Raw genomic sequence first — 13,319 nt, forward strand, 5'->3', positions numbered from 1 at the left:
AAAAATCTATCTATAATATAAAAATCAGCTACTTACTTTACGCATCAAAGAAGATATGAAACAATTATGCCTTAATACAGCTTCTGAAATTACAAATGAAAAAATTATTACTTTTAAGCTTAATTAGCATTTTCAGCTCATATAGTTTTGCAGAGGACAATAGCTCGATTTATCGGGGACTTGGTACTGGTCCTGAAGATTTTTTAAAGTTTCAAATTCTTAAACAAAAAGGTTTCCTAGCCAAAAAACCTAATATTTCAAGAGCAGACTATAACGATATATACAAACTCAAAAAACCTTATGAATTTATGGGACAAAACGTTGTGCTTATTTCAGATGAATATATGTCTGAATATGTGGGTTGTTGTGTGAGTGAAGGTTGGGGAGCTGTATTTAAGCAAACCACTAATTTAAAATTAATTGAAAAATTTGCAAAAAAGAATCAATGTAATATCGCTCCGATAGAAACCGATAGCACTTACTATGGGTTTAAAATTAGTTCTCTGCCAAAAGGTAATTATTATGAATTATCATGCCGCGAACGTGATTTAGATGAGTCTCAATAAGTCAAAATCAAACTCTGAAAATAAGAGCCAATAATCCTGTTTATCTTAAAATATCAGATCCATATAAACTAAGTGAGCAAGATGCTTTTGAACTACCTTTTCAAAAGCATCTTGTTCCAAAGCACTATTCATCAAGTTATTTTAAAAAACCGCTCCAACACCTCATCCCTTTTACTCAAACTATTGGTACTTAAAAACCCAAACATCAAACCATCTATTAGGTTTAAAACCATATCGGCATCAGGTTTTAAAGCACGAGTTTCCAAACTAAAAATTAGGTCAAAAAGTTCTCGAATTAGCCACTTTCTATACTCGATTGCCATACGGTAAGCCTGAGGATATGACCCTTTAATTTCAAAAAAAGCTTTAAGTAGCAAATGATACAGACTGTTAGAGTTAACATGTAGAACCACAATTTCTTTGAGCTTATCAGTTGGCGTGCAGTAACGGTTTGAGTAAATAATCGCGAGTACTTCTTCTTTCAGCAGGCTCTTTTGAAAGGCGATACACATTTCAATTAGACCTTCTTTTGAGTGAAAGTAGTTATAGAGCGTAGCTTTCGGAATTTCGGATTTTTTAACAATCAGGTCTACACCCGTGGTGTAAAATCCATAGGTGGTAAATAAGTTTATAGCCGTACGAATAACGTGTAATTTTTTGGAAGAGGTTTCTAAATTTGGCATAGTTTTACCGTTATAAATTCTTGTTGTTTCTAAATGAGATACTTTTTTGGGAGAAAAAAAGGCACAGCAAAGCCATAAAGACTGTGCTTGGCACATCTCAAGTTTTATAGTTAATACAAGTTTTTTGAGCCGTAATGACTTAAAGCATGAAAACCCTACAGGCTATCAAGCTGCTTTAAATTTTTAAGTTGTGTCGTTATAGCTTATGGCAATGAGTGCCAAGAAATAATGGATGTGCAAAGCCAACTCCTTTTTATTGGGAGTTCTGCCAAAACATTTAAATTATGGTGGCAGAACGAAAGGGGGTTAGCAGACTGGCCGAAAAAACCCAGCACACCCGAAGGTGTCCCCCTCCCGTTCCGCCGTAGAGGGGGCACGAGGGTTCGTCACTAAAAGATTGCTCTTTTAATGCTTTTCGGAACGGTCTGCTAAAACCGACTGGCAATGTGGCCAGCATGCGAAGAATAGTATTCCACCCTCTTGTAGTCAAGCACACAAAATGACATTTGATTTAAATTAGATCATTAAAAAGTAAGGATAAATAATTAACAAGTTATTGTTAAAGTAGGGTTTATAAAGAGAATGAACACTAGATAATTAAGACTTAATCTTCGATCCTCCTATTAAAGAGGAATTCCTATAGAAAGCGTTAATGCATTTAAATAGTGTTGGGTGAAAAATTTCTAGATACATATACGGAGGAAGAAAATGGCATTCTTCCAAATAAAATAAAGCTAAGCCACGATAACCGCGACTTAGCTTTAAAAAATAATTTTAATTAAAAAATTACTTATTTGATGTCTGCAAATTCAGAAACAGGTTTGTTCACTTCAACTTTTGTGCCGCCAAATTTTTCACTTACAAACTTTTGAACTTTAGGTAAGTGGTAAAGTTCACCAAGCTTCGTATAGATCGGGTCATTTTTGTTCGCTTCAGCAACACCCAATAAGTTGACATAAAGCTTAGTAGACTGATCGATTGGCTCACGGAAGATTGCGTCTTTCATTACATTGAGGCCGCCCTCAAGTGCCAATGTATTACCGAGTACAATCGCATCCACATCGTTTTTAACGCGAACTGCGGTTGTCATTTGAATAGGTTTTAATTGTAAGTTTTTAGGGTTTTCAGCGATATCATTCACTGTCCCTTTTACAGGGTCAAAACCTGGTTTAAGTTTAATTAATTTAGCAGACTGCAATAATGTTAATGCACGAGCTTCGTTAGCAGTATCGTTTGGAATTGCAATGGTAGCGCCTTGCGGGAACTCATCAACGGTTTTAACTTTATTTGCATAAATACCCATTGGTTCCAAGTAAGTTGTCGCAACAGCAGCAACTTTAGCTTTATTTGAAGCATTATAAGCTGCCAAATAGTTGAATGACTGGAACGCATTTACATCTTGTTCGCCACTTGCTACAGACGTATTGAGCACAACATAGTCAGTCAAATTGGTTACTTCGAGTTTAATACCCGCTTGAGCAGTTTCAGGAAGTGTTGCCACGTATTTCCATACGTCCGTATCAGAACCTGTTGAAACCAATTTAATTGTACGAACCGACTCAGTTTTATCTTTGGCTGCTGCTGTATTTTCAGTTTGTGCAGGTTGCTTATTACATGCAGTCAGTGTCAGTACAGAGGCACTGAACAGTACGCTAAATAATTTTTTCATAAATATATCCTAAAATAGGAAACGCCTACTCTAAATCAGAGAGAGACATTTCCAACCATTGGGTCGAAATGCAATATTTGGCTGGATATAATTTCCAGATATAGGGTTTAGAAAACTGAATTCAGCATCATTCCTTCCTTGAACTTGCTCGCTGAACAATAGAATTATGTTTTGAATCAGTTTCTAAATATGGCCTCATCATATATCAATAAATGAATATTCTACAAATAACTTGTTCGATTCTGATATATAGGCCTCTTATTGCTAAGATATTGAAAACACAAAATATATTATATAAAGATATTAATTTTGGCTAAAATATATACGCGATTGATTTATATGAAATTTTCGGCATTTATTAGCAAGATTTAAGCTAAATGAAGTTGTAATTTTTATCCTTGGCTTAAAAAATCTTCGGTTTCACAAAGACTTTTGAATTTGGCGTAAGTGACAAAATTTCTCATTAGTAATATAAGCTATTTATATAAATTATTTTTATTATTTAAGTTTTTAATAAAAATAAATTTTATAAAGATATATTCTATTAGCTCCAAAGAAGGTGAATAGTATGAAATAAATGATGTAAAAAAGTTCCAGTTCAAATTAGTGTTACTACTAAATTTAAAAATATAATAATGCATCAATATCTCTTCAAAACTATTATGTAAATTTCTTGCAATAATTTTTTGTTCCACACAACTCAGTGAAAGGCCATAATAAATTATTGTTTGCTTTTTATCCTATTTATTTCAATTTATAAAAAATATATAATATTCCTCAATAGTTTTCTAATTATCTATTACATTCATTCATGATCATATATTTTCAAGAAAGAGAATAAAATGCAAGACCAAGCTTTGCCATCATTCCCTCAAGATTTAAATGAGGATCAAAGTATTACACGTCCACCAATTTCACACTCAGGTATTCATCATTTTAAATTTCACGGTAATGCCTCAGAATATTTTGGAATTTGGATCGTTAATATTCTTTTAACTATTATTACTTTAAGCTTATATGCGCCTTGGGCTAAAGTTCGTCGTTTACGTTATTTCTATGGAAATACAGAGTTTTTTGAACGTCGTTTTGATTTTACTGGTATTCCAACCAAGATTTTGATTGGGCGTTTAATTGCATTAGGAATTTACGTAGCATTTTCAATTTCATCACAGTATTCAATGATTGCAACTATAGTTGGAATAGTTGTGTTATATATGGCTGTGCCTTGGCTAATTCGCGCTACTTTACGTTTTACTGCAAGAAATAGTAAGTATGGTAACGCACGCTTTTATTTTGGTGGCACTATAAAAGAATCTTATAAAATTTTCCTTTTAAGTATATTGGTATATATCTTTACATTAGGAATTTTTACGCCTGTAGCTATTTGGCTATATAAAAAATATTATCTTAATCACCTATATGCTGGACAATTAAATTTTAAATTAAACGCGAACTGGACTGCATATATGGCTGCAGTTTATGTACCCATTTTTATTGCTCTTGGCATCATTGCTATCTTTTCAATTATTTATTTTAGTATTTTAGGAACACTTTCCGGGTTCTCATCGAATTCTGTAATCTTTGGGATATTTATGATGTATGCCATTATTGGATTATTTATTTATCCATTAATTGCTGCGCGTCTTTTCATTACTACATGGAACAATACTACAGTTGGAAACAGTCAATTTAAAACAGACTGTAATCAATGGCGTTTTGCATGGATTGTAGCATCAAACTGGGTGGTAAAAATCTTAACCCTAGGTTTAATGTCTGCTTGGGCCGCTGTTCGCATTCACAAATATCAGGTTGAATCAATGAGCTTAATCTTGCTAGATGATCCAGATAAAATGATGAATCTAGCTCAGCAAGAACAAAGTGCTTTAGCTGAAGAAATCAGTGATATTTTTGATATTGATATCTCCCTATAATAATCTGAGTTTAATAATTTATGTCCCAAGCAGTAGATATCATTTTCTATGATGGCATAGTGTCTAAACCATACCGTGCTCAGATTTCAGCTCAATCTGAAACTGAAGTTCTGATTCGATATGGTGAGCAATTAGAACAACAGCGTCATTATCAATACACTGATATGAAATTGATTGGTGCTCTGGGACAGTTACATCCAGTAATTGAATTAGACGATGATGCACGAATTGAATTTCATGGTGCATTACCTGAATGGTTTAATTATTCAACTAAAAAGATTCAACATTCGATCTGGAAATTTGAACGTTCTCCAAGTCTTATTTTTTTTAGTTTAATTTTTGTGATTACTTTCGGAATCAGTTTAGTAAAATGGGGAGTTCCCGCCACTTCCCATTATGTTGCTTTTAAATTACCAGAGAATAGTTTAAAGAAACTAGGAGATGAAGCCGAGAATTATGTATTAAATAATTGGACTGCACCTAGCCAATTAGCTCAAACTCAAAAAGACCAAATTACTAAACAATATTTGAATACTGTTGCTGAAAACAAACCAGCCAAACTAGTGTTCCGTAAAGGTAATCGATTAGGGGCAAATGCTGTAGCACTACCCAATAATACAATTATCATTACAGATGAACTGATTCAAATAGCCCATAATAATCAAGAAATATTGGGTGTATTAGCCCATGAACAAGGACATTTAGTTTATCGCCATAGTTTACAACAAGGATTAACTAGTTTAGGACTAAGTGTATTATACATTGCGATGACAGGTGATAATTCAGATTTATTTACGTCGTTACCTGCTGCTATGCTTGGTGCAAATTACTCACGTAAATTTGAGTCCGAAGCCGATCTATATGCATTACAGCTGATGGATAGGAAAAATATAGAAGTCTCACACTTTGCAAATTTCTTACAACGTTTAAACGATAAAACAGAAGAAGATCTAAATAAAGCAAGTCAGTCCACCTCACCAACCTCTCAAAAAGAATCTTCAGATAATAAGCTATCTATAGCTGTTGTTGATGCTTTATCTTCTCATCCTGTAACTGAAGAACGTATTCGAATGGTTCATGATTTTGAGAAAAAACAACACGCTAAATATTAAATACTAGAAAAATTAGTATTCAACCTTAAGAAATTATGAAATATAAAATTAAACTGGAGTCTAATTCTGCCCAACTCAATCTAAATTTTTATATAGGGGAGGATGAGGGGTAAAATAATAGATATAAAAAAAGCCCCTGCTTTTAACAGGGGCTTTTAGAATTTGGCGGAAGCGGTGAGATTCGAACTCACGGAGGACTCACACCCTCGTCGGTTTTCAAGACCGGTGCATTAAACCGCTCTGCCACGCTTCCATGTGCGTAAGAATACAAAGCTTATTCATTTTATTCAAGAAAAAAATCATCGCTTTGTGTTCAAGTGCATATTGTTTCATCAATTTTACAGTTGGGCAGCCAATTCTGCTCCTTCTTTAATCGCGCGCTTCGCATCTAGCTCTGCTGCGAGCTTTGCACCACCAATAATATGGTAGTTCGCTATAGTCGACTCACCTTCTTTTGGCATCAAGTCTTTTACCGACTCTTGCCCCGCACACACCACAACGGTATCTACACGTAAAAGCTGGTCCTGACCATTATGCTCAATCCAAAGCCCTTCATCGGTAACTGCTTTATATTGCACGCCACGAAGCATGCGTACACCGTGCTTTTTAAGCTGGGCACGATGTACCCACCCCGAAGTCTTGCCAAGACCAATACCGAGTGGGGTTGTTTTACGTTGCAGCAAATAAATTTCTCGTATCGCTGGCTCAACTACTGGTGGTTGCATACCACCTTCCGAAACATAATTTGGATCTGGGTCTACCCCCCACTCACGTTGCCACTCGGCTAAAGGTTGAGGCTGTGGTTGATGTGGTGGTTTAAGTAAAAATTCTGAGACATCGAAACCAATACCACCTGCCCCAATCACTGCAACCTTTCGTCCAACTTCAGCACCCTGTAAAACTTGAGCATAAGAAAGGACTTGAGGTGAATTACTTCCTTCAATCTTTAATGCGCGCGGCACGACTCCAGTCGCCACAATCACCTCATCAAAACCTTCACGTTCAAGTTGTTCACGATTAACACGAGTATTTAAACGAACATCTACCCCAGTTTTTTGAAGTTGTACTTTAAAGTAGCGAATCGTTTCGTGAAATTCTTCTTTACCCGGCACAACCTTTGCAAAGTTAAACTGACCACCTACATCTGCATTGGCTTCAAACAGGGTCACTGCATGACCGCGACTTGCAGCAACAGTTGCAGCAGACATACCGGCTACACCACCACCTACAACGGCGATACGCTTTGGTTGTTTGGTTTTTAAATAAACCAATTCAGTTTCATGGCCTGCACGTGGGTTTACTAAACAAGACACACGCTTATTTTTAAATGCATGATCTAAACATGCTTGGTTACAGGCAATACACGTATTGATTTCATCTACACGATTGGTCGCAGTTTTATTTACCCAAAAAGCATCGGCCAATAAAGGGCGTGCCATTTGAATCATATCTGCTTTGCCGGTTGCCAAAATCTCTTCAGCAGTTTCAGGCATATTAATACGGTTAGACGCAATGATTGGAATTGAAATATGTTGTTTTACATGAGCCGTATAATCGACAAACGCTGCACGAGGCACAGAAGTGACAATAGTCGGCACACGTGCTTCATGCCAACCAATACCCGTATTTAATAAAGTGACACCCGCTTTTTCTAAAGCTTTCGCAACCGTAACAACTTCTTGCATAGTGTTACCGTCATGCACAAGGTCGAGCAACGATAAACGGAAACAGATAATAAATTTTTCGCCAACTTTTGCGCGGATCGCTTTGACAATTTCAACTGGAAAACGCATACGGTTTTCAATTTCACCACCCCAACGGTCTGTACGCTGGTTTACATGGCGACTTAAAAACTGGTTAATCAGATATCCTTCTGACCCCATAATTTCGACGCCGTCATAACCTGCTTTTTTAGCAATGTCAGCGCACTGTGCGTAATCTTCTATTGTACTGAGAATATTTTTTTCAGAAAGTTGACGTGGCTTAAATGGTGAAATCGGTGATTTTATTGCACTCGAAGATACTACAAATGGCTGGTAACCATAGCGTCCCGCATGCAAAATTTGCATCAAAATTTTTGAACCATGCTTATGAACGGCATGAGTCACCAAACGGTGCTGCGGAATATCAAATAAGCTATTCATGGTTCCGCCAGCCGGAGCCAACCATCCTTGACGGTTCGGAGAAATACCGCCAGTCACAATCAAACCAACTCCACCTTTGGCACGCTCTTCAAAATAAGCTGCCAGTTTTGGGTAGTTAAAAAAGCGGTCTTCAAGCCCCGTATGCATAGATCCCATGACCACACGGTTTTTAATGGTAGTGAAGCCCAAATGTAATGGTTTTAATAAATTGGCGTAACTTGTCATGCTGCGTCCCAATATTTTTTTGCAACTTGTTGCATAGTACTTTAATACTTTTTTGATAATTTTGGATGACCAAGAATTATTTTTTATTTGAAATTATGGTCAATCTATAAATGAAGCAGATAATCCCATATTTTTCTTTAAATAATAAATAGCCATCAGAACAAGTGAATTAATGCTTTTTTTGCCAAAAAAAGCACCATGAATAGTGCTACAATAGCCGCCATTCAGAATTCTCGAGACCGCCTCAACGGGGTCTTTTTCATAAATGTTAGGATTAGCAATGACTGATAATGCAACTATCTTGCAGCATGTACCAGTAGGCAAAAAAGTTGGGATTGCCTTCTCCGGTGGTCTAGACACTTCAGCTGCTTTATTGTGGATGAAACAAAAAGGCGCTGAGCCTTATGCATATACTGCAAACTTAGGCCAGCCAGATGAAGATGACTACGATGCAATTCCAAAGAAAGCAGAACAATATGGCGCTGTAAAAGCTCGCTTGATTGACTGCCGCTTACAATTGGCGCTTGAAGGTATTGCTGCAATTCAGTGTGGTGCATTCCATATCAGTACAGGTGGTGTTCCTTATTTCAATACGACTCCACTCGGTCGTGCAGTAACAGGTACTATGCTCGTTACTGCCATGAAAGAAGATGACGTAAACATCTGGGGTGACGGTTCAACTTATAAAGGTAACGATATTGAACGTTTCTATCGTTATGGTTTGTTGACTAACCCAAATCTTAAAATTTACAAGCCGTGGTTAGATCAAAACTTTATTGATGAGCTTGGTGGCCGTGCAGAAATGTCACAGTTCCTCATCGACAACGGTTTTGACTACAAAATGTCAAAAGAAAAAGCGTACTCAACTGACTCAAACATGTTGGGCGCAACTCACGAAGCAAAAGATCTTGAATACCTAAATGCAGGTATCAAAATCGTTGACCCAATCATGGGCGTTGCTTTCTGGAAAGAAGAAGTTGAAATCAAACCAGAAGAAGTGACTGTACGTTTTGAAGAAGGTGTACCTGTTGCATTAAATGGTCAGCGTTTTGACAATCCGGTTGAGCTTATTCTTGAAGCAAACCGTATTGGTGGCCGTCATGGTTTAGGTATGTCTGACCAAATCGAAAACCGTATTATCGAAGCGAAATCTCGTGGTATCTATGAAGCACCGGGTATGGCCCTTCTTCATATTGCTTACGAGCGTTTGGTTACTGGTATTCACAACGAAGATACGATCGAACAATACCGCATTAACGGTTTACGTTTAGGCCGTTTACTTTACCAAGGCCGTTGGTTCGACTCACAAGCGCTTATGTTGCGTGAAACTGCACAGCGTTGGGTAGCTAAAGCGATTACTGGTGAAGTAACACTTGAACTTCGTCGTGGTAATGACTACACCATCATGAACACTGAATCTCCAAACTTAACGTACGAAGCTGAACGTTTAACAATGGAAAAAGGTGATTCAATGTTTACGCCAATGGACCGTATTGGTCAGTTGACTATGCGTAACCTCGACATTACCGATACACGTGCAAAACTAGGTATCTATACAGATGCTGGCTTGCTTTCAATCGGTCAAGGTTCTGCTGTACCTCAATTAGACAATAAGAAAAAATAATTTCTTATAACGTCAAAAAAGCCACCTCAATAGGTGGCTTTTTTATATTTAAAATTAAGTTAGGCAATTTCGGCGACTTGTAATGGTTGATAATAAATTTGATTACGACCAAGCTGTTTTGCCCGATATAAAGCCTGATCTGCCGCATGAATAAGCCTATCTTGTCCCATCTTTAGCCCACCCGTATATACGGTAAACCCTAAACTGATAGTGACATACTTCGACACTAAAGAAGCTGCATGAGGAATCGCTTGCCGCTCAATGGCTTTATAGATATTTGCAGCCACTGAATAAGCACCCTGTGCAGGTGTTTCAGGTAAAAGTACAACGAACTCCTCGCCCCCATAACGCGCAACAAAGTCGACATGACGAATCGAGTTTTTAATTGCAGAAGCAATAGATGAGATGACTTTATCTCCCATCTGGTGCCCGTAAAAATCGTTATAGTTTTTAAAAAAATCAATATCAATAAATAAAACAGCTAAAGGACGCTTCTCTTGATTTGCTCGGTAGTAGAAAAAATCAAACATCTCATCAAATGTACGTCGATTCGAAATTTGAGTCAGGGCATCCTGCTGGCTTAAATGCAATAACTCCGACGCTTCAATCCGTAAGATCTGCTCATTAATTTCAGCAAGCTGGTTATTTAAAAAAAGGCTTCTTTCTCTTGAGATGAGCATACTACTAATCGAGAAACCTAAAATACAACTACCGAACAAAGCACGGCCCAGCGCAATATAATCACAATTTACATCTAACAAAATAAGAAAAGCAAAAACTAAAAATGCTGCCAATAAACCAACACAAAGCATATGCAAAGGTTTAATACCGCTTAATATGAACCCGAGCATATATAAAAATGAAAGAAGCAACATAGACTGGTTCTTAAGCGCCATATTTCCGACACTAAGCAATAACATCGCATTAATAATAATGGTTAAAAATACAATGCCACATGCAGCTAAATAAAAGTGCTCGGAGAGTTTTGTAAATTTGGCAAAAACCCAGAACAATAACAGGGCAAGTGCAATATTCATTGCACTAAGTAAGCAATGAATAAAGTCCAAAGTAATATAAGGTACCCCAATCACTAAATAGTCGGTCGGCAGGGCCAATAAAATAAAAATTAAATAAGTGAGTACCCCACTTGCTAGAAACTTTGAGATGTTCTGTCTAGTTCGATCAAGATTTAAACACCAGAATTTTTTTTCCAGTTGCTTGGGCAAAGGCATATTGGCATAACGATGGGTATGTAGAGTGACCAAATACTCGATTTCTTCTTTAGATTTGAGTAATTGATGTACATTTCCCCTATTCGCCACTAGTCGATTCCCACATATTCTGCATTAACAAAATATAACATTATTTTTTAAAGCTCCCTGCGCTTTATTTTGCCATTTGTCCGTAATTCTCGTTACCATTTTCACACTTTATCGATTATCATTTGTTTTATTTCGAAGTTTGAACTGCCTTGAACTCTATTACCCTGCTCCAGCCAGATGATTGGCATGCACATTTACGTGATGGTTTAGCATTAAAACGTACTGTTCCAGATTTGGCTAAACAATTCGCCCGCGCGATTTGTATGCCTAACCTTGTACCGCCTGTAAAAACAGTAGAAGAAGCTTTAGCTTATCGCGAACGCATTCTTGCTCATGTTCCGGAAGGCAATAATTTTGACCCTCGTATGGTGCTTTATTTTACTGACCACACTTCACCTGATGAAGTTCGTAAAATTAAAGAATCAGAACATGTAAATGCGATTAAGCTTTATCCTGCTGGTGCGACCACAAACTCCGATAATGGTGTGAGTGATATTCGTAAAGTTTATGCAGTCATTGAGCAATTAGAAGAGCATCAAGTTCCGTTATTGCTTCATGGTGAAGTAACTCACAATCATGTAGATATTTTTGATCGTGAAAAACGCTTCCTAGATGAGGTATTATCACCTCTATTGAAACAGTTCCCGAAGCTTAAAGTTGTGCTTGAGCACATCACTACCAGTGATGCAGCACACTTTGTTTTAGAACAAGACCGTAATGTGGCGGCAACAATCACTCCACAACATTTATTATTTAACCGTAATGATATGTTGGTTGGTGGTATTAAACCGCACTTCTACTGTTTACCAATTTTAAAACGTCAAACGCATCAAACGACTTTACTTGAAGTAGCGACAAGCGGTAATCCTAAATTTTTCTTAGGTACAGATAGCGCTCCTCATGCACAAAATGCAAAAGAGAATGCTTGTGGATGTGCAGGCTGCTATAGTGCACCAAATGCAATTGAGCTTTATGCACAAGCATTTGACCAAGTCGGTAAATTAGAGCGTCTAGAAGGTTTTGCTAGCCATTTTGGTGCGGACTTCTACGGTCTACCACGTAATACTTCTACCATTACTTTGGTTAAAGAAGATAACCTCGTTCCAGAATCTTTTGATTATTTAGATAATCAAAAAATCATCCCGCTGCATGCCGGGAAAACGCTGCAATGGAGAAAAGTGTGACACAAGAAAACTCTGTCCCGGTCATTGGCCAACGTTTTCGTGGCTTCTTACCTGTTGTTGTCGATGTTGAAACGGCAGGTTTTAATGCCCAGACAGATGCATTGCTAGAAATCGCATGCATTCCGATTGTGTATGATGCTCAGGGACAATTTGTCCCTGGTCCTGCATTTCATGCACATATTAATCCTTTTGAAGGGGCTAACCTCGACCGCCGTTCGCTAGACTTCATTGGTATTGACCCATTCAACCCAATGCGTATTGCAATGGCTGAAGATGAAAGAACTGCTTTACGTCGCATTTTTAAATCGGTCAATGAAGTTCGTAAACAGCAACATTGTACTCATGCAGTACTCGTAGGCCACAACGCGCATTTTGACCTTGGTTTTTTACAAGCGGCCATTGCTCGCTCAGGTACAAAAAACCAAAACCCGTTCCATAGTTTTTCAGTGATGGATACGGTCACTTTAAGTGCAGTAATGTTTGGACAAACTGTACTTGCAAAAGCATGTATTCAAGCTGGAATTGAGTTTGATGGTAAAGAAGCACACTCTGCTTTATACGATACTCAAAAGACTGCTGAACTGTTTTGCTATATTTTGAACAAACTGTCTCCTTACCTCCTTGACAGTTTGGTGGCGGCTTCTTAAGATACCGCCATCCTCAACGTCCCTATCGTCTAGAGGCCTAGGACATCGCCCTTTCACGGCGGTAACCGGGGTTCGAATCCCCGTAGGGACGCCATATTCTCTTCATATAAATTTTTTCTCTCTAAGTTCTGTCTTCTTATTCTTTTTATATTTTTCTTTATTTCTAAATAAAATACACTTGTGCAAATATATCACTGATCCAGTATTTCCTT

At 37.5% G+C, this 13,319-nt stretch carries 10 protein-coding genes and 2 tRNA genes; 7 read left to right on the top strand and 5 right to left on the bottom strand.

The genetic code is table 11. The features are described from left to right. The first annotated feature begins 95 nt into the window (after positions 1-95). On the top strand, positions 96-566 hold the full coding sequence (locus tag NQ782_RS12730) for a hypothetical protein (protein ID WP_000735014.1): 471 nt from the start codon (positions 96-98) through the stop codon (positions 564-566). A gap of 131 nt (positions 567-697) precedes the next feature. Here NQ782_RS12730 and NQ782_RS12735 read toward each other — a convergent pair whose 3' ends face one another. Continuing rightward, a complete protein-coding gene (locus tag NQ782_RS12735) occupies positions 698-1,249 on the bottom strand; it encodes a TetR/AcrR family transcriptional regulator (RefSeq protein ID WP_057094615.1) in 552 nt (183 codons plus the stop codon). 790 nt (positions 1,250-2,039) lie between these two features. Beyond that, the gene (locus NQ782_RS12740) at positions 2,040-2,918 is read right to left on the bottom strand and encodes a MetQ/NlpA family ABC transporter substrate-binding protein (RefSeq protein ID WP_000732871.1); all 879 of its coding nucleotides are present in this window, start codon (positions 2,916-2,918) and stop codon (positions 2,040-2,042) included. 842 nt (positions 2,919-3,760) lie between these two features. Here NQ782_RS12740 and NQ782_RS12745 point away from each other — a divergent pair. Then, on the top strand, positions 3,761-4,849 hold the full coding sequence (locus tag NQ782_RS12745; RefSeq protein ID WP_001153946.1) for a YjgN family protein: 1,089 nt from the start codon (positions 3,761-3,763) through the stop codon (positions 4,847-4,849). A gap of 20 nt (positions 4,850-4,869) precedes the next feature. Next, positions 4,870-5,961 carry a M48 family metallopeptidase gene (locus NQ782_RS12750; protein WP_057094729.1) on the top strand — a complete coding sequence of 364 codons (1,092 nt, stop codon included), beginning with the start codon at positions 4,870-4,872 and terminating at the stop codon, positions 5,959-5,961. A gap of 163 nt (positions 5,962-6,124) precedes the next feature. Here the strand turns inward: NQ782_RS12750 and NQ782_RS12755 are convergent. Then, positions 6,125-6,214: transfer RNA gene (locus NQ782_RS12755), tRNA-Ser, on the bottom strand. Between the two features lie 85 nt (positions 6,215-6,299). Beyond that, entirely contained in the window at positions 6,300-8,330 is a 2,031-nt protein-coding gene (locus tag NQ782_RS12760) for an NADPH-dependent 2,4-dienoyl-CoA reductase (RefSeq protein WP_032014027.1), read from the bottom strand. 265 nt (positions 8,331-8,595) lie between these two features. Here NQ782_RS12760 and argG point away from each other — a divergent pair, with 265 nt between their 5' ends. After that, entirely contained in the window at positions 8,596-9,954 is a 1,359-nt protein-coding gene (gene argG / locus NQ782_RS12765) for an argininosuccinate synthase (protein WP_001986427.1), read from the top strand. Positions 9,955-10,013: 59 nt separating this feature from the next. Here the strand turns inward: argG and NQ782_RS12770 are convergent, their stop codons facing one another. Further along, complete coding sequence (locus NQ782_RS12770; protein WP_000013375.1) at positions 10,014-11,276, bottom strand: diguanylate cyclase; 1,263 nt, start codon at positions 11,274-11,276, stop codon at positions 10,014-10,016. 149 nt (positions 11,277-11,425) lie between these two features. Between NQ782_RS12770 and pyrC the strand changes: the two genes are divergently transcribed. The 3 genes from pyrC (at position 11,426) to NQ782_RS12785 (ending at position 13,201) form a co-directional block, all read left to right on the top strand. Further along, complete coding sequence (gene pyrC, locus NQ782_RS12775; protein WP_001084867.1) at positions 11,426-12,460, top strand: dihydroorotase; 1,035 nt, start codon at positions 11,426-11,428, stop codon at positions 12,458-12,460. Continuing rightward, complete coding sequence (rnt, locus tag NQ782_RS12780) at positions 12,445-13,107, top strand: ribonuclease T (RefSeq protein ID WP_001982681.1); 663 nt, start codon at positions 12,445-12,447, stop codon at positions 13,105-13,107. The genes pyrC and rnt overlap by 16 nt, the downstream gene beginning before the upstream one ends. A gap of 18 nt (positions 13,108-13,125) precedes the next feature. Then, a tRNA-Glu gene (locus NQ782_RS12785) sits at positions 13,126-13,201 on the top strand. Positions 13,202-13,319 lie beyond the last annotated feature (118 nt).

Origin of the sequence: Acinetobacter sp. BD54, from assembly GCF_044778325.1 — a bacterium.
GTDB classification, from domain to species: Bacteria; Pseudomonadota; Gammaproteobacteria; order Pseudomonadales; family Moraxellaceae; genus Acinetobacter; species Acinetobacter baumannii.